Below are 20,894 nucleotides of genomic sequence, written 5' to 3'. Positions count from 1 at the left end.
GTGGGCATAGGTCTCTAGGACAAACCCCATGTCTGCATGTCTGATGCCTCCGCTGATGATCTTCGGGATCACACCGGTGCGGAGTGCGCCGGTCTCGCATATGAGTGGCGCATGTGGTGAAAGGTGATGCGCGACAGTCCCGCTGCGACCGCGAGCCCTAACCCGGCGCGATCAAGCGTCAGTCATTAATTCGACGGTGCCGTCGCAGAATTCGGCAACAATCCGGAGATTGCCTCCCAGCGCAGCGACGTAGGACTGAAGGGTCCCCAGTTCGGTGTGCGAGAGGTCCCCGCTCTCTAGTTTGGACACTCGGGCCTGGGAGACGCCCATGAGAGCCGCGACGTCGGACTGACGAGCATGACCGTGAGCCTTGCGGATGTCGGCAAGGCGCTGCGCCTGGACGGCGTCGTGCATCTCCTTGCGCGCGGCGTCGGCGCGCGCCGGGTCCAGGCGCCCCTGCGCGATGGCGTCGGCACGGATCTCACGCCAGTTGCGTGCCATGATCATTCACCTCCCTCAGTCGCGAGCCAGTCCTCGTAGCGTCGCTCAGCGATCGGAATGTTCCTGTCGTACCAGCGCTTCCAGTTGCCCGCCTTGTCGCCGCCGAGCAACAGGATCGCCTGCCGCTGCGGATCGAAGATGAACAGGATCCGGATGCTGGTGCCCACGGGCCGCAGCTCCTTCATGCTGTGGAACTTCGACCCCTTGACCTTGTCCACCGTCGGCCGGCCCAGCGTCGGTCCTTCCAACTCAAGCAGGTCGATGGCGCCAGTCACCGCAGCCGTCGTTTCCTCGTCGAGCGTGAAGTACCAGTGTTCGACCTCCTCGAGCAGAATCACTTCCCAGGACATCGACATTAATATAACTTCAGTGTTATATGCAACATTTCCTCACCGGGCGACTAGCTGGCCGGCCCGTCGTCCGAGTCCCAGGCGTCGCCGAGCAGGAATTCGGCGGCCTGCTCGGCTGCCTCGCAGTCGTCATTGCCCAGCACGTGGGCGTAGGTCTCCAGAAAGAAGCCGACGTTGGCGTGGCCGATACGCTCGCTGATTACCTTCGGGCTGACACCGGCCCGCAGCGCACCGGTGGCGTACGAGTGGCGCAGATCGTGAAAGGTGATGCGTGAGAGGCCCGCCGCGGCCGCAAGACGGTCGAAGCGCTGCCGGATGGTATCGGGGGTGCGGCGGCCGCCCGTCCTGATAGGTGAACACGTAATCGCCGGGGTAGTAGGCGTCCTGAAAGAACTCGCGTTCGCTGTCCTGCAGTTCGCGCCAGCGGCGCAGCGCGGCGACGGTGGCGCGGTCGATCGAGATGGTCTGATCGGCGTTGCGAGTCTTCCCGCCGGCCTTGTCGAGCGCCCGGCCGCCGACCACCACGCGGTTGTCGTGCACGGTGATCACGCCGGCGTCCAGATCGACATCGGACCACTTCAGTCCGCACACCTGGCCACGGCGGAGGAACAGCGCCGCGAACCGGTCGTCGCGGATCGACTTAAGGAAAGTCCGGATCTGCTCGGGCGTCCACACCGTCCGTCGGGTTCGCGGCCGTCGCGGCGGTTTCACGTTGCTGGCCGGATTGTCGGTGAGGTACTTCCAGGCGACCGCGTCGACGAGCGCCCGATGCAGGAAGGCGTGGACGTTGCGGACGGTCTTGGGCGCCAGGCCCGGCGAAACAGGTTTGGGCACAATGCCTACCCGGTAACGCCGCACTGCGGTGCGCGCAGCGTGAATCGTCGTGTGGCATGCCTCGGAAAGCTGCCGCGGTGTCGGCGGGTTGCCGGCGGCGTTGCGGTTTGACCAGTAGGCGTACATGACGGAATCGTTGTCGGGCTTGATGCGGCCCTCGGCCAGCAGTTTGGCGTAGAGCCTGAGCAGTTGGGGCTCGTCGAGTCTTTGTAGGCGTTCGGCGCCTATGTGCGGGATGACGTAGGTACGCGCGTAGTCGCTCCAACTGCGCCAGGTCGTCGCGTCGAGTGCCGGTTGAACCGCGGCGAGCCATTCGGTCAGGAACTGCGCGACCGTGCGGGTCGACGGTTTGACCACCCGGCCGCGGTCGGCGTCGCGCATGGCATCACGGCACGCCTTCCAGGCTTCGCGTTCGGTGTCGAAGCCGCCCTTGGTGATCCAGGGGTAGCGGCCGGTCGCCGGATCTCGCTCGGGGAGGCGGAACTTGTAGTACCACGTCGAACCGCGCTGGTGCACCACGCCTTTCACAACACCACCAGCTCGCGCAGGCCCGAGGTCACGACGTAGACCCGGCCGCCAAGTCGACGAACCGGCAACTCGCCCGATGCCACCAGTCGATACGCCGCGGCACGGCTGATCCCCAAAATTCGCGCGGCGTGGGGTACCGCCAGCAGAAGAGGGAGTTCATTGAACACGTTATTTTCCAAGATAATTCACCACCTTTCCATGTGTCGAAGAGATTTGTTTGCGGAGAACTGTTGCCTGTGGAATTGCGGGCTGCACTGTGGACAAAACTGCGCCGCTTCAGTTCCGTCGGGTTGAACGATCGTGATTGTGCGAGAATGCGCGTCCTCGCATTCACCACACCATGGCAGGGTCGCCACAGGTGGATCTGGGATAGGCCCGAGACGGCCGAGGCGCCGGGCCAGCACGCGGACCGGGTCGCGTACCCCGTCCGGGCTCCGGGTCAGCTGCTCGGCAAGATCTGTCGCCGGCCAACCACGCGCCAACGCGGACTCGATGCTCGGCAGCAGGCTACGTGCCGCGTCAACGCGCAGCTTCCACGTGTCAGCCAGTGTCCTCAGAATCCGTGCGGCATCATCGCCTGGTTCGGATGGGGGTTCACATGATGGGTTCAAGGGGTCTCGCTGTGACACCCCCGTGGGGTGGCCCTCTGACACCGTCCCTGTCTCATGCGGCGACGGGACCCGTGTCAGATCGAGACGGGGGAGTGTCAGACCGAAACCGGGGGGTGCCGTATCCGCTTGAGCCAAAACATGGGGTGCTCGTGGATGATTCAGGTAGTAACGAGACAATCGTCGCGCCCCGGAATCATGGAACTGCGGCCGTCGAGTGATATAGCCGCGCGCCTCCAGATTCTTCAGTGCGCGCAGGACCGTGCTTCTGGATGCGTTGGCCTCGGTCATCAGCGTCCGTACAGAGGGGTAGCAGGAGAAGTTCTCGTCTGCCTTGTTCGCCAGCAGAATGAGGATGAACTTGGTCGTCGTGGGCGCGACTTCGGAGTCGGTTGCCCAGGCAAGCGCACTCCAGCTCATCCCAGTTTGCGGACCGAGGATTGCGCTTCGCGGCCAGTCTCTGCGCGTTGGCCCCTGCGCTGATCCTTCTTACGTCGTTCCATATCTAGAACGGTAAGACCGCGCATGCCGTTGCGCCCTGATGGGACCGAAAAATCTTTGCCACATGTCGGATTGTTTCGTCCTGGCTTGAGACGCAATCAAGCGCCGTGAAACACGCTGTGTCCCAGCGAATTTTTACGAACGGTCTGTGGATTTAGAGAACCGGGACGTGTGGCGCGGTTGGCGACTCAGTTGGTGCTGGCGAGCCAACGATGCGGCCGTAACGACTTCAGGGCGGGCCTGCCGCTGCGTCTTAACAATCGATGAGTCGTGCCCGCCGCAGCGACGTGAGCAAGCGCTGAGCCGCACGCAGCGTAGGCGCATGCGCACCAGTGTCCATCCATCCCGAGTCCACTTCGGCGGTCAACGATTCCAACACCGTGCGGCATGCGCGCGGAGACCGCAGCACGATCTGAGCGGCCTCGGCAGGGTTGGACGGAACGTCTCTCGTCTCGATCCTGACACGTTCGACGATGCGCTCGACGGGCTTCGACCACCTCGACGCGCACGGCCACCGCGCCGTTCTCGGCGGCGCGACGCTCCTCGTAGGCCGCGCGCCGGCACTGCTGTGAACACCACACGGAGGGTCGTCCGGGCTTGGGCGGCCAGGTGTTGTGCGGCATCTCTGCGCCGCATCGCGGACACCGTTTTGCTGTCACCAAAGTCATGGTAAGGCGCACCTGATTAATTAGACACGGACGAAATTACGTTATCGTTTCGTGACCTGTGTGCAAAAGGTGTGGTGTTCGGGGAAACGGTGAAGTTAGGGTCGCCTTGGTGTCGTGGGGCCGCGGCGTGATTTGTCACGTCTGGGCTTGGCGAGTCGGGCGGTGTAGAGGTTCTTGGCCTTGCTTGCGTCGACAGGGGCGGTCGAAGGTCACGTGCCTCAGTTGTTGGAAATTGGCTGTGGTCCCAAAAGTTTTGCGAGAGGGCCGATTCAGCCTTGCCTCAGTGGGGCCGGGGGAGGCGGTCGACGGCGTCGGCAATCTCTAAGTCGCCGACTGCTCAACAACCGGATGGTGAAATTGCCGAGGGGCTCGAGCGTCCAAAGCGTTCAGCGGCCTCAGTGGCCTCAGCGGTGTCGTGATGGACGGCGCCGCCAACAACTACATCACCGACAATGAAAACGGGCGGGTGCTGAAACTGCCGGCGGGCTATGCGCCGCATGGCGGGCGCCGGGCAACTTCTGCGACGACGCGACGTGGGCCTTCCTATGCCGCACTCTTACTACGCGGCCCTTCTCAAACTAAAGTTTTGCGATTGCAGCACTCTCACTGGGTAGGTCAACATACGGCTAGTCGGTAGAGGCGTTCCCCTCGTGCTCCGTCTTGGCCTCAGTGCCTTGCACCCCGCCTGGGATGACAATTAAGCGATCGGATTGTGAGAGCGTCAGTGCTATCGAACCTGACAGTTTGTCGCCTACTTCCGTCGGGAGGTCATTGTCGACCACAATCAACTGCAGCTGGTCACGGTATTCTTGGGCAACCTCATCGAAGAGTTCGTACATGTCAACGACTCGGTCACCTTCGAAACCCTCCTTTCCGGAATTAGCCGAGACTCCGTCCAAGACGAGTAATCCCGGCATCGAAAGGTCTCGGTCGATCGCAACCGTGTGGTGAGCCAGCGCATGCGCGACGTTGACGAGCGTTTTCAACCCTTGGCTGGATAGCTCATCGAAAGTTCGATTGCTTATTTCGGGTAAGTAGGTTTCTCGGTTGATCTTCACGGTGAGAAGTTCACCGAGTTGAGGCACATGTAGTCGAGTGAGGTAGTCGACCATGCGCTTTTCAAGCGCCGCGATGTTGTCTTCAGCAGCCGCAACACTGCTTCCGTGTGATTCAATCTGCTCTTCGATTTGCATCTTCTTTGTCTTTAACGCATCAAGACGGTCCGTTTGGTCTGTTTGCCGGTCTATGAGAGTCAGGTACCGCCTGATCCAGGCAATGTTCGCTGTAATCGTCGCAGTTTCCGATGCCACGCGTTGAATCTCAGCTGCCCGTGCTGAGACAAACTCGCCAGTCAATGATTCGAGTTGCGACGACGCTTCGGCCAATCGGCCACCAGCGGCGACCTCGTCATCGCGCAGCCAGGAGAGGGCATCGGTCCGCTGGTCGATAAGTTGTTGCGTTTCAGCGATCTGATAAGTTACGCGGTCTTGTTCCTGAATAAGCGCTTCTCGATCGGGAGCGCTTTCGGGCTCGGGTTGCAAACATAGGTAACATACAGGACTTTTCGCGCGTTGTTGATCGATATCCTGACCGCAGCGCGGACACACAACGAACTCGAAGTCGACCATCCATTCGTCAGCGACAATTGATCGTGTCAGTCTCTTAGAAAGGCTGGACAACTGCTTCAGCAAATCCGAGAGATCGTGGAGCTGCGCTTGACGTTGGCGGATATCTGCCCGAACGTTGTCCAAATATTGCCTTGAGTCCAGGACCTGTGCGCGAATGGAGGAGATTTCTCCGGCGGGCTCAAAGTCGCTCGCCATGTGGATATCCTCGGCCTGCACTCGTAGTTCTGCAAGACGCGCCTCCTGTATAACGACGTCGGCTTGCAATTCTTCAGGCTTTCCGAGCGTCGTTCCTGCCAGAAACTGGCGAATTACCTCGGTTTCGCTCTCGGTGGCCCTTATTTCGAGGTCAGTTCGCCGAAGTTGGGCCGCAAGGCTTGCGAGCTCCTCGTCGTATAGACCGTAGGCGATCTCGAAAACCCATTTACGTTTAAGATCGCGGAACTGGTCGCGGTGGCCAAATACTTGGGTGTCGAGTTCGTCATCAAAGATGATGCAGTACAGGAGCCAATCGTTGATTGTCACCGGGGATAGGTCGTTGGTTGGTTCTCGTCGGGCACGTGGGACCTGCACGATCGGAAGATCTAATTGAGCAAGCAAGAACTCGCCATATCCGCCTTGCCCTGCGGCCGGCAATCGGATCGCTAACGGAGTTTCATCGGCCTTCGTAGTTACGGCTGCGAGATCGACCGGCGTCTCAGCCGTGGTCACCATCGGCCTGTAGATGTTCCAAGTTCGGTTACCGAGGACTACTTGGCCCTTTAGCGCTCGCACGGATTCCGTCTCGGGGGGCAGATGACGCGGAATGCTGCCGAGCAAGGCTCGGAGTAGGCGAACAAGGGTTGTCTTGCCCGTCGTGATATCGCCTCTGACCAAATTCAGTCCACTTTGGAACTTCACCGTTCGCGAGCCGCCAACCAACTCAATCTGATCAACGCGAAGTGTGTGGCGGACAGAAGTCCCGGTTGTAGCGGCGGTCACTGCAGCGCCTCGTGCCACGTCGCATCTGCAACTTCAGGTAGGTCATACAGCATCTTCTTCAGCGACTCTCCCGTCAGGTCAAGGTGTCGCCGAAGCAGTGCGATCCTGCCAATGACTTCGTCGAAGGCGCCGTCAGCGTTGAGGTGCTCGGCTAGCGCAGCGCCTGCTGCAGTAGTTCGGTAGCCAAGGGCGCTCGTGCCCTGGGCCGGAACGATATCGATGAGCTTGCGTCCCACGAGCGAGCCGAGCACCGCAAAATAACTGGGATCCCACGGTCCATATCGGTAGCGCATCATCCGCGACTCCAACGGGCTATCCTGCCGGATCAAATTATTTAGGTCTGTTTCCTTTGTGCCCCGTGTACTTAACACAGTCGCGAGGTGCTTCGGATACCTGAGCAGGAAGTCCAGCTTCGCAAGTTTGACGCGTCCCTCTAGTGTTCGCGGACCAGTCTTTCTGCGGCTGAACCCATCGATGAGAAGGAGTACGCGTGCTTCGGCTTCGCGGGATGCGCGGTAGATCGTTCGACCGGAGTCTGGACTACGGTCGACCTGTGATAGGTCCTCGTCACTCATGAGACCCCCCACCCGAATCGACATTGGTCTGAGACAGTGCACAGGTGGCCGACAAGCAGCCGGTGATCTTGGTTGAAGAGCCCGTCGAGGTCGAGCGCCGCGGTGTTTGCCGCACTACTCATGAGGGAGTGGAAGATGTACTCTCCGGGCCGCTGCAAGGTCACGCCGCTCGAAGCTGCAAGCGCCGCAATCGAACGTGCGGTATCGAGCAGTCGCGATTCAAGCGAGCGCTCAAAATCCGCAGTCATCAGCCCGGACGCGCGAGCGGTCGTTGCCACAATGTCTGCATCTGCCCGAGCGATTAACGCGTTCCGTACGGTCTCCTCGCGTGCCCCTGCTCGCACCAACTTCAATTCTAAGACTGTGGCTTGCCCGACCGCCGAGCGCGCAATGAGGTCTTGATCGGTGTCAGCAGGCAGCGGGGGGCAGATTGCCCTCAGCTGATCTTCGGTCAATGACTTGGATGCGATGGCATCCCATGCGCCATCCGCCGTCGGATTTGATTGGGCCGCCCTCATCGCAGCCGTAATGCTCGGGGGCATCGTGGTGGCACTTTGAGCAGATTCTGCAGCGAGAAGGAGGGACTCGTAGAGCTGTTCGATCTGATCCATGGTGAAGGCGGGCCAGGTAGCGCCAAGTAGCCGTATGAGCACCGCATCGACGCAAGATCGGTGTGGTTGGTGACAACGAACCGACAGGCGCTTTAGGAAGTCGTCCAGCTTCGCGCCCTTCAGGCCGAAGTCGCGAATCTTCCTCTTGGTGACCGAGGTGGCCGAGGTTGGGTCATTGAAAAAGTCGGTTGTTTCTTTGGCTTCCGAAGGCGGTCCTTCCAGCCAAACCTCGAATCGCGATCGATCAGCAATTCCTGCCGCAACCGCGAGTTCGTATGAAGCAGCGAGGCGATTGACGGCGTGCCCTTCTTCGCAGATTTTGGCAACAGTCCAAGAGCCTCGGTCACGCGTCTTCAGCTGTGCGAAGCAAAAGCCTGATACTTCAATGAGGGCCAGATCCTCCACATGCTCGCAGACGACCGCCAGCGTGCCTGCGTTAGCTAACATCCCTAGCCACGAGCGCACTGCTAGCTTGGCCTGCCACTGAAAACGTTGGAAGGTGCTCGTCCCAGTGTCGTCTGACGGCATTCCGGCAAACGCTGCAACCGCATCGGACTCAAGGGGTCCGACGCTATCGCCTTTGTCGTCCGCAGATTCGCTGGGCACTATCGGGGTCTGCCTGCTCTTAGTAGATCTTCATCCTGACGGGACCTGCACCTTCTCGTACGCGAGTTGTGGAGCCTGCATTATGGCTTCAGCACCGGCGAACACCGGACATCTTGGTGCGAAGTCAGTCATTGCCGTACTCCTCGAAGGAGGGCAGAGGTCTTCCGTTCCTTCGACCTCGAAGGTAGCCACTGCAAGACGAGGAGGTCCAGTTAATGCCCGACCGGGGGTCAGGGGAAGTGCTGCCTGCGCCTTACCACCTCCTCGGGATACCAACAAGGCGCGGATCAATCGTCTACTTGGCGGCGCGCCGGCGTCAGCATTTGGGAACAAACTTGGGAACAAAACTCTGCGAAACCACCCGAAATCGATGCAACAAGGCGCAACCAGTCGGATGCCAAACACCACCTGACCTGCGCAAATGAGACCCCACGAACAACCGAAAATCCCTGGCCGCTAGCTCATAACCCAGAGGTCGCAGGTTCGAATCCTGTCCCCGCTACCAGCGGAAATGGCCCTCAGGCACACGCCTGGGGGCCATTTTCATGCCCTTTGGGAACCGCGGCCGGGAACCGCGGCCCGTGACCGGCAGCTCAGCGCGTCTCGCGAATACCTGCCTCCGCGGCGACTTCGGAGGTGAAGACGACCATGACGTCGTCGGTGCCGAGGCGGAAATGCGGGTCGGCCCCGGTCCAAGCCGTCCCCGCGGCAATCCACACGACTGCTTGCCGCGAGTCGAGTCGCACTGCTACCGGCAGTTGGACCGTGGGGTCGAAAGGCGCCTCGTCCCAGCAGATCTCGGCGGCGGTGAGCTCAGTGCCGATCATTGGAGCCCACCGCGGATGGTCGGAGACCCGAACCGCGACACTGCCCCACGGATCTCCGATGGACGTAAGGAATTCCGCCATCGGCTTGGGAAAGATTTCCAGCCCGTAGGTGTCGAAGCTGTTGTTCCAGATCGCGGAGTAGACCAGGTCGGCATCGGTGACCAGTTCGACGCCCATCGTCGGCTCGTGCCAAGCGCCGAAGTCCCATTGGTCCACCGCTCGACCGTTGTCGCCGTGAGTGAGTACGTAGTAGACGACTTCGGTAATGCGTTGCCCACGCAACCCCGCCACGATTTCGCGGTAGAGGGCAGCCGTCAGCTTTGGCGATGACACCGCATCATCGTGCCCGAGCACGGAGGGCTGGGTGACCCTGTTCAGCAGCTCATTGGGTTTCTACGCGCCCCTGGGGCGCGACCCGGTAGCCTTGTCGCTCAGCTGGCTCGGGCACACAGCAAACTCATATCAAACTACGACCTTTCGTCCAACGTTGGAGAGTGCGCCATGTTAGATCGCGAGTTCTTAAAGACGACCCCGCCCCCACAGACGAATCTTTTTCTGCTGCGCCGCCGCCCTTGGCTGGGGGCGTTCGCCGGTCTGAACCCGTTCTCGATCGGCGATCTGATCGAGCGTCCGCTGGCACGCCTGGAACTTACCGACCGCACGGTTCGCTGCACCCTGGTCCGGAAACAGAAGTTGAAGCATCCGGGATGGCTTGTGCAGCGACTGCAAATCCCTGATCTCAAGGAGCGCGTCAGCGCCGGCGAGCAGGTGACGGTTTTCGAATTCCCCCGCGACGGCTATCAGATCAAGTGGCCAAAACTGGGCATAGGCACGCTCTTCGAGATCGGTGAACCGGCGTCCCCTCCGTGGATCGCGTCATTCGGCATGCCCCGCGATTACGAGAGACGCTCATGGCTCGCCGCCTATGACCTGATGATGGCCGACGAGCGGAAGCAGTGGCACACGGCTCTGAGTCCCGCGGCGCGTGAACTTCCCCGGGCAAGCGACAGCTGAGAGGCTGATGCAGCGTCAATTTGCTTGCGGAGCAACAAAGATCGCCTCGGCGAGCATGCGTCGGAGCCATGACTTGTAGGCGTCCGCGCTCCATCCGTCGCGATAGGTGATGAACAGGTAGCTATCCACGCTGCACACGACGGCGGCCGTCTCGACGAGCTCGTCGAACGGAACGTCGGAACGAAGCCAGCCCCGGTCGCGATAGATGGCGAGTCCTCGCCTGAATTGACCGTTCACGCTGGCGTTCAAGTCCTTCAGGTAGCGCTCCAACGTGGGGTCGGAGGCCGCTGCGCCGATGAGGGCGAGCCACAAACGTGCCGTACGTTCGTGCGCCGCGGTTTGCTGCGTAGCGATGAAGTCCAGCGACACTTCGTAGTCGTCGATGGCCAGCAGAGCGCGGCCGAGATCTAGATCGAAGACATTTTTCTCGCCATCCGCTCCGACCGCGGCGTACACGGTGGCCGCGATCAGTAAATCGGGCTTCGGTCCCTGCCCGTGCACTGTCTGAGCGGAAACACCTGCGGCGGAAGCAATTTTCGTCAGGGACGTGCCAGCGTATCCGTTGGCGGCGAACAATTCCCCTGCGGCGCTCAGGATCCGCGACCGTGTCTGCTCCGCCTGTCGACGACGAAGATCGGAGCGGTAGGGGCGAGTCGACCGCTCCGATATTGACTTTGGTGGCATAACAATGAATAGTACGCTATCAGATTAATCGGGAGGCCACCGTGTCGTCGATCGTCATCGCCAGCGTTCCCATCCATGGCCACGTCGCGCCGCTACTGACGATCGCAACTGAGTTCGTCGAGCGGGGCGACGACGTTCGATTCGTCACCGGAGCGCGCTTCGCCGACAACGTGTGCGCCACCGGGGCGACCTTTGTACCGCTGCCCGCCGAGGCCGACTTCGATGACCGGGTTCTCTTCGGGGCGTGCCCCGAGCGGGCCAAGTTAAGGGGCATCAAAGCCCTGATCTGGGACTTCGACCACGTCTTCGCCCGGCCTACCAAGCCCCAGTACGACGCGCTCGTTGCCGCTCATGCAGTCCGGTCGGCCGACGCCGTCCTCGCCGAACCTGCCTTCTTCGGGGCCGCATTCTTGCTCGCACTACCGCGGTCGGCCCGGCCGGCCGTCATCATGTGCGGGGTTATCCCCCCGCCCATCGAGAGCGTCGACACCGCACCGTTCGGAATGGGAATGCCGCCGGGTCGCGTGTTCAACCGGACCCGAAACATACTGCTGGGCAACCTGAACCGATGGATCCTGCGGCGGGTTAACCAGGCCGTCGACGAGCTGCACGGCCAACTCCACGGCGTCCCGATGACCGGCGGACTCGCGAATTGGGGGCGCCGAGCCGACGCGTTCGTGCAGTTCACGGTGCCCTCCTTCGAATACCCCCGCTCCGACGCCCCCGCCGAGCTGCACTTCGCGCAGCCGCTGTCCGCCACCGGTTCCCAAGCGCCCCTTCCGGATTGGTGGACCGACCTCGATGACGGCCGGCCCGTCATTCACGTCACCCAGGGCACCGTCGCGAACATCGACTACGAACAGGTGATCGCCCCTACGTTGCAAGCGCTCGCGGCCGAGGATGTCCTGGTCGTCGTCAGCACCGGCGGGCGCCCGTTGGACACGTTGCCGTCCCTGCCGGGAAACGTCCGCGCTGCGACATTCTTGCCGTACGACGAATTGCTCCCGCGCACAGCGGTTTACGTGACCAACGGAGGCTATGGCGGGGTTCAGTATGCGTTGCGCTATGGCGTGCCGATCGTGAGCACCGGGGGTAAGGAGGACAAGGCGGAGGTAGGTGCACGCGTCGCTTGGTCCGGAGTCGGGCGACGGATCAGGAGTGAACGACCCACACCCCGCGCCGTGCGCCGCGACATTCTTGCGGTGCTCAATCAGCCGCAATACCGCCAAGCCAGCCGGCGAGTTGCGGCCGAGATGTCCGCGGCTTCCGGCTTCGACGGCCTGGCCGACATCGTCGACCGGTTGAGTGCCGGATCGACCCAATCGGCACGCGAAAGACGCCATACTCGCAGCTAGAGCCAGCGGGTAGGGTGACTTCATGGGCGGCGAGTTCATCGAAATCCGGATCACCTACCCGGAATTTTTCCAGCCGACGCCAGAGGCCCTCCGCCCGCGGCTGCTGGACTGGCAGATCGACGCCAAGGGTAGGCACGCCGCCGGGCGTTACCGGATCACCCGCTACGAGCAGGACGGTCAACCCAGGTGGTCGCTGGATGGCACCGGCCAGCACCCATGGACCAGCGACGACGTCGAGTACCTTAAGGATGTCGCCGAGCACCACGCGACCAGGCTGCTGCGCAGACAGCGATGGCAGCCCAAGAGTATGTACAACGGCCAAGAACCGCCGCTGTGGTTAGGCGGTTCACGTTGGCCCTCATGAGATTCCGAGTTCGTCGCGGATCTGCGCGTTCCGCCATGGTCGCGGGGACGTTGACCGCGGCAGTGCTGTGGTCGCCGGCCGGCCAGGCCGCGGCCGACCCGGCCAGCGACGCGATGGCCGGGACTTACCAGGTCACCTTCGACAACGGCACGACACAAACGTGGAACATCCGAGCCGGATGCAACACCATGGTGCTGACCTGCGTCACGGTCAACAGACCCGACGGTGTGCAGCAAGCCGAAATGGCGGACGGGCGCTGGACTTTTCACGTCTACGCGGATCCCAGCGCCATGAAGCAAACCGTCTACTCGTGGGACCCGGCCTCGCATGCGGGGACCATGGTGAACATCTTCAAAGGGCCGTGCAATTACCGCGCGTGTGACTACCGAAACGAGCCGGCGGGTTCGTTCACCATGACGAAGACGGGTTGAGTCGGCCGGCGCTCGAACACGGTAGGGTCCGCTCAATGTCGGACAGTCGAAGGCGCCGTCGGGCCAAACAGGCGCGGCGGGATGCGCGCCGCATGCGCTCCGGGGATCGCGTACACGTCGAGGACACCTCACTCGTCGACGAGGTGCAGGCAGCACTCGCCGCCGAGCATCCCCTGGAGCTGTTGCACGTGGTGAGCATTGTCATCGCGGCGACGGTGCCGCGACATCCGATCGTGCGGGACCGCGACGAGCCGGATCCGATCGGGCTCGGCGAGCTCGTCGCCAGCTTTATCGATGTCAAGGCGCGGGAAACCACGGCGATCTTGGCGGTGCTGTCCCACCTGGCCGACGACGAGGTTGTGCAGATGCGCTGTCAACGAGAGGTCGCAGCGCGCGGCGATGTCCTGCCGTCGTGGATCAGCGATCTCGGTCAAGCCCACATCGACCGGGCCGTGCGGATGACACATGTGCTGGGCGAGGGAGACGAGTTGATCCTCGGCGTGCGCTTGCCGGCCGGACACGAGATGACCTGCGCCGCCTTTGTCGACCACACCATCGTGTCGCAGGTGAGTGATGCGTTCTTCGTCCCTGAATCGCTCGAAACGGTTCTCGACGTCGCCAAACGGAACCGCACTGATCCCGACACCTCGTTCGTGGAAATGAGCCTCGCCGACGCCCGAGCGTGGGCGCACCGAGGTGTCGAGGAAGACAATCCGACATCCGCGTTGGAGGAATCGGACACGTGGCCGGCATTCCGTCCACTGCTCAAATGGTTGATACGACGGCTCCCTGACGGCGGCAGTGGTTACCGATCACCGGCACTCGACGACGCGCCCCTCGAAGTTCTGTTGGACAGGTTCTTTGCCACGCCGCCGGGCATGCGGTTCGACGACATCGATCACCGGGATCTGTTGCGTATCTGCATCGACGACGGAACGGGTGATCCGTTGCGGTGGGGTGCGGAGCGACTCCGGCAATTGCCTTATGCGCTGGTGCCTTTCGAACCATCTACTTACGACTTGTCGACTTTGCAAGCCATGTTGGACCTCCCCGATCTGATGCGGGCATACGTCCCGTTCGCTCACGCTGAGAGCGCCATCCGTGAGGAATTGACCGCCGAAGCGCTGGACGCTATCGACGAGATCGAGCCCGAGTATCGACAGATGGTGTTCGACGAGGCGGAGTACCTCGCCGATGACGACGATCTATAGGTGTGCCCGGTGTCCGAGGACAGGCTTCAGGTCGGCGGCAGCGGCTCGACGACTACTGTGGTCCGCCGCGGCGAGAGCGGAAGAACTCCCTGCTGGACCGCACCGTGAGCAGGACCAGGATCGGCACCACGACAATCAGGTGGGCAAGCGCGCGCACCACGATGGGGCCGGCGGCGTGCGTACCAACGGCGAAGCCGTCGGCGAGCGATAGGGCGATGAGGGCCGCGTGGATCGTGCAGGCAACCACGAGCATGGTTTTGCGGCCGTTCAACGCCCTGATGCCACCCCAGATGTACAGCGTGCTTTGGCCAATCATCAGGACCAGGATGACGCAGAGGACCATCAGCAACGGGCCATACAGGTCCGGGTTACGGGCGGTGCCGTCGTTATGAGTGCTGAGGCCCAACCCAACTACCGCGACCAGCAGAAGAAGGGAGGCGAGCATCACCAGTCCGCCGGTGATGAATGCGATGACCGACGCTGCGATGACGCTGCCCGGGCGCCGACGGGAGCCGTGGCCCGCGTACTGGGGCGGCATGACGCCGTAGGGCTGCCCGGGGGCGTAGTGCACGGGCGCCGCAGGGTAGGGCGCCCAATTGGGATATGACATGGGTTTTCCTCTAGGTCGACGGGGGTTGCTGCGGCGACCATCGCAATCCGCGCTTGGAGGGCGCTAAAAGAGTTCTTGGAACGCGAGCAGGCCCCCCACCGGCGGCGGGGGTGCGGCGACCTCGACGCCGGGTCCGACGCCCAGCGCGATGGTCGGGTAGTCCGCCAGGTACTCGGCGTAGGACCGGGCACCCAACCGCATGCCCAGGCTGATCCAGGCGTCGACCACCGACCACCTTCGCGGATTCTTTTTCGCCCAGTCGCTTTGATCCAACCGCTGCTTCCACTCCGCCACCGCGAGGTGCTTGAGCCCGTACCCGCCGAGGAACTCCCCGTATTCCACCGGCTCCCCGCGAATCACCGTGATTCCGCGGCCCAGCTCGTCCGATCCGCCCAATTCCGGTAACAGGCGCAGGATTTCGTTCGCGGCGGCGCGGCCGGTGGTGACCCCTTCGGTCAACGTCACGGCGGGACAGGCCTGCAGTGCGATGCAGGCGTCGAGCACCGAAACCAGGATGTCCGCGGAGTCGCGCAACTGGTGGTCCTCGCCGAGGATTCGGGGCAGCCGCACGAGGGTGAAATCGAGTTCATCGGGCGAACCGGCCACGACCAGCTCCGCGAGCGACTTCGAAGCGGCATAAGGATAGGGCGCCTGGCGGGGATCGGTGACTCGCGGCGCAGCGACGTCGGCATTGACGACATACGTCGACAAGTGCACCAATCTGGCGCGGTGGCGCACGCATGCCTCCGCGATCGCGGCGACCAGCCCCACATTCGCCAACCGCAGTTCGCGGTAGGGGACAAGGACATTGGTGTTGCCGATGCAGTTCACCACCGTTCCGGCGCCGGTCTCGCGCATCAGGTCATCGAGCTCCGCCGGCCCGAATTCGGGACCGAGCCGCGCGAACCGCACGCCATCGACGCCGAGGAGGTCCACCCACGGATGACATTCGGGCAGCGGCGATCTCGTCGCCAGGATCACCTCCGGGCACCGCGCGCCGGAACGTCTGAGGTCGAGGACGGCCCGCGCGAACCCGGTACCGAGGATTCCCGACGCGCCGAGCACCAGGATGGCGCGCTCTCCGTGCCTGTCGACACCCGCCTCGGCGGGAACCGACCACATCGACGCGAGATCGTGTTCTATCTCGGCGGCGGTAGCGGCGTCCATCCAGGCGTTGACCGTCGGTGCGTCCGCGATGAGGTTGGCGGCGGTGTCCGCGCTGATCAGATCGAGGATTGAGAGGTGCCGCTTCAGGTAGCTGCGCGTCTCGGGCAGGATCCTGATCAGATCCAACGAGCCGATTCCCTCGCCGAGCAGCGACGAGTCCGGGCGGATGGTCCGGCCCAGATGCCGGCTCCACACCTCGGCCAATCCGGCCGCCCGCGCACCATCTTCGGCATCGTCCGGCAGCGCATCGATGAGCGCGGGCATCCTCCGTAGGCTGTCGCTGTCGACCTTCCCGTTGGGCCTTCGCGGGATAGCCGGCACACCGACAACGACGAAAGAGGACACCCCGAGGCCCGCCAGCAGCTTCCTGATCCGTGCCGCGGTCGCGGTGTCCTCGGCGCCTTCACGGGTCAGCGGCGTTTCGAACCACACCCCGAGACCGCTGCCCGGGCCGAGCTTGTGCAGCTCGACCGCGACGTCGGTGACCGCCGGGTCCTCCTGGATTCGACGCATCACTTCGGCGGTATCGATCCGCTTGCCGGAGACCTTCACGACGGCGTCTTTGCGTCCGCAGAACACCGGAAAGCCTTCGCTGTCAACGGCGATGCGGTCGGCGGTGGCGAACGCGCGGTGCCGCGAACCGTCGCCGGCGGTCACCCAGCCGAAGGCGGAGCCGTCGATGCCGAGATAGCCGGTAGACACCATGTCCCCGGCGATGACGACCTCGCCGAAGGCGAGGAAGACCGTGTTCGGCACCACCGGCCGGCCCAGTCTGAGGCGGGCGCCGCCCGTTTCGCCGCGGACGATCGGCAGCTGGGTGACGACGACCGTGGTCTCGGTCGGACCGTAGGTCGAGACCAGCGAGATACCCGACGAGGCCGGGGAATCGAACCATGCGTCGACGGCGCCGGGCCGGATCGCCTCGCCGCCGATGACGATCTGCCGAAGCCGCGAGCGGCGGATCGCGTCGATCGCGTCGCGGTCCGCGCACAGCAGTTGCCACACGGCGGTCGGCAGGTCGGCGACCGTCGCCGCCTTGACCACAAGATCCCTTGCGAGCCCGTCCAAATCGCCCGTCTTCATGGCGCCGGAGCGAACCAGTTCCGAACCGCAGATCGCGCCGCCGAAGATCTCCTCGACGCTGATGTCGGAGGTCAGCGGCGCGCATTGCAGCACGGTGTCGTGGGGCCGCCAACCGTAGGCCCGCCTGATTGCGTCGCAGAAAAGTCCGAGCGAGCCGTGCGTGATTCGCACCAGCTTGGGTTGCCCGGTGGTTCCTGACGTCGGCATGACGTAGGCGGTCCTGGTCGCGAGGTGGGCGTCGCGGGCCACCTCATCGAGGCGCCCGGCGACGAGTTCCCGTACCTCGGCCGGTACGGCCTCCGCGAGCTCGACGGCGGCGACGTCGACGACGTGCGCCGTCCCGCCGTCGCCATGATCGGTGAGTGCCTTCGCGCGCAAGGCAACCTGCTCGACGGCGTCGCAGACGCTGTAGCCGCAGCCCGCGAGGTGGCTCGCGATCAGCAGGTCCACCGTCTTGTCGGTATCATCGTCGATGAATACCAGCACATCGCCCGGCTTTACGCCGTTGTGCACCAGCCACGCGATCCACGGTTCGACGTGGCGGCGCCGTTGAAGGATCTGACGCGCGCCCCCGGTGGCACCCAGAAACCAGGCTGGCGAGCCCGCTGGCTGCACCTGCGAATCACCTTGGTGGCGTGTGCCGTCCGGGCCGACGCCGAACCACTCGTCGACGGCCAGGGCGATCGGCCGATCCCACAGCGCCGCCATCGATTCCAGCGCCGACGCGATGCGGGCCGCGACGCGGGGATGCGGCTGCCTTTGCGGGAGATCGGCCCGATTCCAGATGGCCAGGTTGAGCGTCCGCTGTCCGTCATCCAGAACGCTCGCCATGGTCATTCCCTCGACAGGCCCGATGTCCGTCGCGACCGGCGTCTCCGTCAGGAACCGGCGCAGGCCGGGCGCGCATGCCTCGCGGATGAAGTTGAGCGTCAACGCTTCCACGTGTGTGGTCCGATTGATAGCCAGATACATTCGGCGGTAATGCTCTTCGCGAAGCCACCGCCGCCGCACGGCCTTGACGTAGCCTCGGTCGAGCGAGCGAACTACATCCGCAACAGACGCATAGGGCGCGAACCGAACCGAGTGCGCGACCGAGTTGACCAGACACGTAGCGACATTCAGGTCGGGATCGCCGAATCGGTTGTCCACCGCGTGCACGAGCAGGCCGTCGGTACTCTGCCGAAGGCTCGCGTCCACCGCCAGCGCCGCCGCGGCCACCAGAACATTGACGGGGACCTGCTTTTCCTCCGACAGGGCAAGGATCGCATCAAAGGCCTTGCCGGAGACAGTCACCGAGTCGTGCAGGACCCCCTTGGCGGCGGCCCCGGGCGCGCGATCCGAGGATTGACCGGGTCCGCCGTGGCGCGCCTCGTCGGCGAGTTCACGCTGCACGACATCGCCGAGGCGCTCAAGCGACTCCTCGACCTTGGCCGACTCGCGGCGGTGCGCCTCCGCCAGCCTGGCCAAACCCCTACTGACACAAGGCGGCTCCGCCTCATCGTCGGCCAGATGCCGGGCCAGATCGGCCTCGATGATTCCTGTGGCGCCGCCGTCGACCAGGATGTGGTGGGTGTACACCTCGAGGCCCGACACGGCACCGTCGTCGTTCGTGCGGACGGTGTAGCGCACGAGTGGTGGGCCGAGGATGCCGTCCGACCATCCACGGGTCAGCTCGTCGTCGCCGTGGTTTGTGTCGTCTGACCGCACCCGCACGATGTCGTCGAATTTCAGCCGCTGCACGAGCTCCGGATAGTCGCCCGCCGCCTCGAGAACGCACAGTTGTACGGGGTTGTCCAGAATCGAGCGATGCAGGGCCGCCAGGAATTTCGAGAGCTGCAGCGGATGGAACCGGTAGGTCTTGCCGATCAGGTACAACGCGGAATCGCCATCCTGGCGCACGCCGTTGTACAGGTTGCGCTGCGACCTACTCAGAGGAACTCGATCGACGCGACCTTCGTCAGGCGCGCTCACTCAGGCTCTCCAGCTCCCGGACCCAGCCGGCGATCGACAGGTTTTCCGCCAGGCGGGACGGCACTTCCGATTCCCGGTCCACGCCCAGCTGTTTCATCAGCAGAACGAATCGCACGGAATCCAGACCCAGGTCCCGCAGATCGGTCGCGTCGCCGTCGATCAGGTCCGCCTCGTCGATATAGAGCACCTCGCAGATAGCGCCGAACACCCTGTCCCGCATCGTCTCAGCCACGCGCCGCCACTCCGTTGATCGCCGTCGCCAGCGAGGCACGCATGACCTTGCCGGACTGTGTTCTCGGGATGTCGGCGACGATCACGATGCTCGACGGGCGCGCCGCCGACTCCGACTCCGCGCGGAAGCGGGCCGCGATCGCCTGCTTGAGCTTGCGGCCCGCCCCCTCGTCCAGTTCCTCCGAGGGGACGACGGCCAGGCCCACCAGGGCGCCGAACTCGGCGTCCGGTATCTCGTAACACGCGGCCTCGCGGACGCCGGCGACGCCCTCGGCGATGCGGTCCACCTCGTCAGGCGCGACGTTCACCCCGCCGGAGATGATCATCTCCGACGATCTGCCCTTGATGTAGAAGAAGCCGTCCTCGTGGCGCTCCAGCAGGTCGCCGGTGTTGACCCACCCGTCGACCAACACCTCCGCGGTGCGTTCCGGATTGTTCCAGTAGCCCAACATGTTCGCCGGCGATTTGATCCAGAGGGTGCCGAACGACGAGGCCCGCTCGCCGTCGGGGCCCGCGAGATACACCTCGACGCCCGGATACGGACGTCCCACCGCTCCCGCCTCGATCTTGGCGATCGAGCCGTCATCGGTCGGCAAACACAATGCGGTGCAACCTGTCTCGCTCAATCCGTAGACCTGGGCGGTGCGAACGCCCGTCGCCTCGATGAAGCGCACATCGGCCGCGATCGCCCGCGAACCGCCGTACCCCACCAGTCGCAGCGACGGCACCTTCGCGTCCGCGGTCTTCAGCTCGGAGACCAGTTTCGACAACAGCGTCGGAACCAGACACGTCGTCGCGACCTCATGCGTATTGAGGATCTCCAGCAGCGAGGTCGTGTTCTCACCGCCCGTGACACACAGCCCGCCGCGCATCAGACAGGTCAGTATCCACCACAGTCCGCCGATGTGGGTCGCCGGCAGCGGCGAATACGTGGTTTCGCCGTCGACCCAAGTGACCCAGTTCAACCCCTCGTGCCGCAGGATGTCCTGGACCGCGAAGAAGGTGCGGTTGGCCAGGAGCACGGCCTTCGGCTCGCCGGTCGTGCCACTGGTGAAGATCATCGCCATCGGATCGTCGGCGCCCAGCTCCGTCTCGCCAACGTCCAGCGCAGCCCCGTCCGGGGCGCCGTTACTTACATCGACGGTGAGCGCGGGTATCGAGCGCAGGCCTTCCGGTAAACCGGATGACCCGATCCTGCTGCCGGGGGTGACGAGAACCGCACTTGGGGCAGTGATCTGACCGAACCGATCGATGGTTGCCGGCGGAAGATTCCCGTCCGCCATGACCGCGATCGCCCCGAGCCTCGCGCAGGCCAGCACCGACAGATATGTCTCCGGCCCGTTGTCTGAGACGACCAGCACGCGGGACCCCCGTGAAACCGACTGTGCACGAAGGGCCGTGGCAAGCCTGTTCACCTCGACGACGAGTTCGGAGTACCGTAGCGCGCTGCTGCCGTCGCAGCGGCGCAGGGCGAACGCGTCGGGCCGCTGCCGCGCCTGGTCGAAGACGCGCTCCAGCACGGTAGATGGTAAGTGCGACATGGCTGTCCAGTGTTCTC

The 20,894-nt window shown here is 63.6% G+C and carries 18 protein-coding genes and 2 pseudogenes; 5 read left to right on the top strand and 15 right to left on the bottom strand.

All coding sequences use genetic code 11. The features are described 5' to 3' along the window. Nucleotides 1–171 precede the first annotated feature (171 nt). From AC5Y5V_RS25055 to AC5Y5V_RS25010, 10 genes and pseudogenes are all read right to left on the bottom strand, one after another. Nucleotides 172–507: an XRE family transcriptional regulator gene (locus AC5Y5V_RS25055; protein WP_499940645.1), complete on the bottom strand. Its 336-nt coding sequence runs from the start codon at nt 505–507 to the stop codon at nt 172–174. Then, on the bottom strand, nt 504–851 hold the full coding sequence (locus tag AC5Y5V_RS25050) for a type II toxin-antitoxin system RelE/ParE family toxin (RefSeq protein ID WP_499940644.1): 348 nt from the start codon (nt 849–851) through the stop codon (nt 504–506). Before AC5Y5V_RS25050 ends, AC5Y5V_RS25055 begins: the two co-directional genes overlap by 4 nt. A 200-nt stretch (nt 852–1,051) precedes the next feature. Continuing rightward, nucleotides 1,052–1,168 (bottom strand): annotated as a pseudogene (locus AC5Y5V_RS25045) (tyrosine-type recombinase/integrase); the annotation flags it as partial. 955 nt (nt 1,169–2,123) lie between these two features. Continuing rightward, a pseudogene (locus tag AC5Y5V_RS25040) lies at nt 2,124–2,201 on the bottom strand (hypothetical protein); the annotation flags it as partial. A gap of 8 nt (nt 2,202–2,209) precedes the next feature. Then, the gene (locus AC5Y5V_RS25035) at nt 2,210–2,380 is read right to left on the bottom strand and encodes a helix-turn-helix domain-containing protein (protein ID WP_499940643.1); all 171 of its coding nucleotides are present in this window, start codon (nt 2,378–2,380) and stop codon (nt 2,210–2,212) included. Between the two features lie 18 nt (nt 2,381–2,398). Beyond that, complete coding sequence (locus AC5Y5V_RS25030) at nt 2,399–3,241, bottom strand: helix-turn-helix domain-containing protein (RefSeq protein WP_499940642.1); 843 nt, start codon at nt 3,239–3,241, stop codon at nt 2,399–2,401. A 1,375-nt stretch (nt 3,242–4,616) separates the two neighbouring features. Then, entirely contained in the window at nt 4,617–6,596 is a 1,980-nt protein-coding gene (locus AC5Y5V_RS25025) for a hypothetical protein (protein ID WP_499940641.1), read from the bottom strand. Then, the gene (locus tag AC5Y5V_RS25020) at nt 6,593–7,171 is read right to left on the bottom strand and encodes a hypothetical protein (protein WP_499940640.1); all 579 of its coding nucleotides are present in this window, start codon (nt 7,169–7,171) and stop codon (nt 6,593–6,595) included. The genes AC5Y5V_RS25025 and AC5Y5V_RS25020 overlap by 4 nt, the downstream gene beginning before the upstream one ends. After that, complete coding sequence (locus AC5Y5V_RS25015) at nt 7,168–8,310, bottom strand: dsDNA nuclease domain-containing protein (RefSeq protein ID WP_499940639.1); 1,143 nt, start codon at nt 8,308–8,310, stop codon at nt 7,168–7,170. The genes AC5Y5V_RS25020 and AC5Y5V_RS25015 overlap by 4 nt, the downstream gene beginning before the upstream one ends. Nucleotides 8,311–8,981: 671 nt before the next feature. Further along, on the bottom strand, nt 8,982–9,548 hold the full coding sequence (locus AC5Y5V_RS25010) for a hypothetical protein (protein ID WP_499940638.1): 567 nt from the start codon (nt 9,546–9,548) through the stop codon (nt 8,982–8,984). A gap of 168 nt (nt 9,549–9,716) precedes the next feature. On the opposite strand from AC5Y5V_RS25010, the gene AC5Y5V_RS25005 reads away from it, so the two are divergent. Further along, on the top strand, nt 9,717–10,229 hold the full coding sequence (locus tag AC5Y5V_RS25005) for a hypothetical protein (RefSeq protein WP_499940637.1): 513 nt from the start codon (nt 9,717–9,719) through the stop codon (nt 10,227–10,229). A gap of 15 nt (nt 10,230–10,244) precedes the next feature. Here the strand turns inward: AC5Y5V_RS25005 and AC5Y5V_RS25000 are convergent, their stop codons facing one another. Beyond that, nucleotides 10,245–10,913 carry a TetR/AcrR family transcriptional regulator gene (locus tag AC5Y5V_RS25000; protein WP_499940636.1) on the bottom strand — a complete coding sequence of 223 codons (669 nt, stop codon included), beginning with the start codon at nt 10,911–10,913 and terminating at the stop codon, nt 10,245–10,247. Nucleotides 10,914–10,954: 41 nt separating this feature from the next. On the opposite strand from AC5Y5V_RS25000, the gene AC5Y5V_RS24995 reads away from it, so the two are divergent. The 4 genes from AC5Y5V_RS24995 (at nt 10,955) to AC5Y5V_RS24980 (ending at nt 14,274) form a co-directional block, all read left to right on the top strand. Beyond that, on the top strand, nt 10,955–12,268 hold the full coding sequence (locus AC5Y5V_RS24995) for a glycosyltransferase (protein ID WP_499940635.1): 1,314 nt from the start codon (nt 10,955–10,957) through the stop codon (nt 12,266–12,268). Nucleotides 12,269–12,290: 22 nt separating this feature from the next. Then, complete coding sequence (locus AC5Y5V_RS24990; protein WP_499940634.1) at nt 12,291–12,632, top strand: hypothetical protein; 342 nt, start codon at nt 12,291–12,293, stop codon at nt 12,630–12,632. Further along, the gene (locus tag AC5Y5V_RS24985; protein WP_499940633.1) at nt 12,629–13,063 is read left to right on the top strand and encodes a hypothetical protein; all 435 of its coding nucleotides are present in this window, start codon (nt 12,629–12,631) and stop codon (nt 13,061–13,063) included. Before AC5Y5V_RS24990 ends, AC5Y5V_RS24985 begins: the two co-directional genes overlap by 4 nt. A 182-nt stretch (nt 13,064–13,245) precedes the next feature. Continuing rightward, on the top strand, nt 13,246–14,274 hold the full coding sequence (locus AC5Y5V_RS24980) for a hypothetical protein (protein WP_499940632.1): 1,029 nt from the start codon (nt 13,246–13,248) through the stop codon (nt 14,272–14,274). A gap of 52 nt (nt 14,275–14,326) precedes the next feature. Here AC5Y5V_RS24980 and AC5Y5V_RS24975 read toward each other — a convergent pair whose 3' ends face one another. The 4 genes from AC5Y5V_RS24975 to fadD10 form a co-directional block, all read right to left on the bottom strand. Then, entirely contained in the window at nt 14,327–14,884 is a 558-nt protein-coding gene (locus AC5Y5V_RS24975) for a hypothetical protein (protein WP_499940631.1), read from the bottom strand. A gap of 63 nt (nt 14,885–14,947) precedes the next feature. Beyond that, the gene (locus tag AC5Y5V_RS24970) at nt 14,948–19,105 is read right to left on the bottom strand and encodes an AMP-binding protein (RefSeq protein WP_499940630.1); all 4,158 of its coding nucleotides are present in this window, start codon (nt 19,103–19,105) and stop codon (nt 14,948–14,950) included. Beyond that, entirely contained in the window at nt 19,092–19,325 is a 234-nt protein-coding gene (locus AC5Y5V_RS24965) for an acyl carrier protein (RefSeq protein ID WP_499940651.1), read from the bottom strand. The genes AC5Y5V_RS24970 and AC5Y5V_RS24965 overlap by 14 nt, the downstream gene beginning before the upstream one ends. Before the next feature lie 4 nt (nt 19,326–19,329). Beyond that, nucleotides 19,330–20,877, bottom strand: a complete 1,548-nt coding sequence (fadD10, locus tag AC5Y5V_RS24960) for a fatty acid--CoA ligase FadD10 (RefSeq protein ID WP_499940629.1) — start codon at nt 20,875–20,877, stop codon at nt 19,330–19,332. Nucleotides 20,878–20,894 lie beyond the last annotated feature (17 nt).

The organism is Mycobacterium sp. NGS68, from assembly GCF_059812195.1.
This window is presented reverse-complemented; position numbering and strand designations above follow the sequence as displayed.

Bases quoted from the DNA above. Each gene is read 5' to 3' on its own strand.
- AC5Y5V_RS25055 (WP_499940645.1), bottom strand. From the start codon at position 507: ATGATCATGGCACGCAACTGGCGTGAGATCCGTGCCGACGCCATCGCG.
- AC5Y5V_RS25050 (WP_499940644.1), bottom strand. From the start codon at position 851: ATGTCCTGGGAAGTGATTCTGCTCGAGGAGGTCGAACACTGGTACTTC.
- AC5Y5V_RS25030 (WP_499940642.1), bottom strand. From the start codon at position 3,241: ATGAGCTGGAGTGCGCTTGCCTGGGCAACCGACTCCGAAGTCGCGCCC.
- AC5Y5V_RS25020 (WP_499940640.1), bottom strand. From the start codon at position 7,171: ATGAGTGACGAGGACCTATCACAGGTCGACCGTAGTCCAGACTCCGGT.
- AC5Y5V_RS25015 (WP_499940639.1), bottom strand. From the start codon at position 8,310: ATGCCGTCAGACGACACTGGGACGAGCACCTTCCAACGTTTTCAGTGG.
- AC5Y5V_RS25005 (WP_499940637.1), top strand. From the start codon at position 9,717: ATGTTAGATCGCGAGTTCTTAAAGACGACCCCGCCCCCACAGACGAAT.
- AC5Y5V_RS25000 (WP_499940636.1), bottom strand. From the start codon at position 10,913: ATGCCACCAAAGTCAATATCGGAGCGGTCGACTCGCCCCTACCGCTCC.
- AC5Y5V_RS24990 (WP_499940634.1), top strand. From the start codon at position 12,291: ATGGGCGGCGAGTTCATCGAAATCCGGATCACCTACCCGGAATTTTTC.
- AC5Y5V_RS24985 (WP_499940633.1), top strand. From the start codon at position 12,629: ATGAGATTCCGAGTTCGTCGCGGATCTGCGCGTTCCGCCATGGTCGCG.
- AC5Y5V_RS24975 (WP_499940631.1), bottom strand. From the start codon at position 14,884: ATGTCATATCCCAATTGGGCGCCCTACCCTGCGGCGCCCGTGCACTAC.
- AC5Y5V_RS24965 (WP_499940651.1), bottom strand. From the start codon at position 19,325: ATGCGGGACAGGGTGTTCGGCGCTATCTGCGAGGTGCTCTATATCGAC.
- fadD10 (WP_499940629.1), bottom strand. From the start codon at position 20,877: ATGTCGCACTTACCATCTACCGTGCTGGAGCGCGTCTTCGACCAGGCG.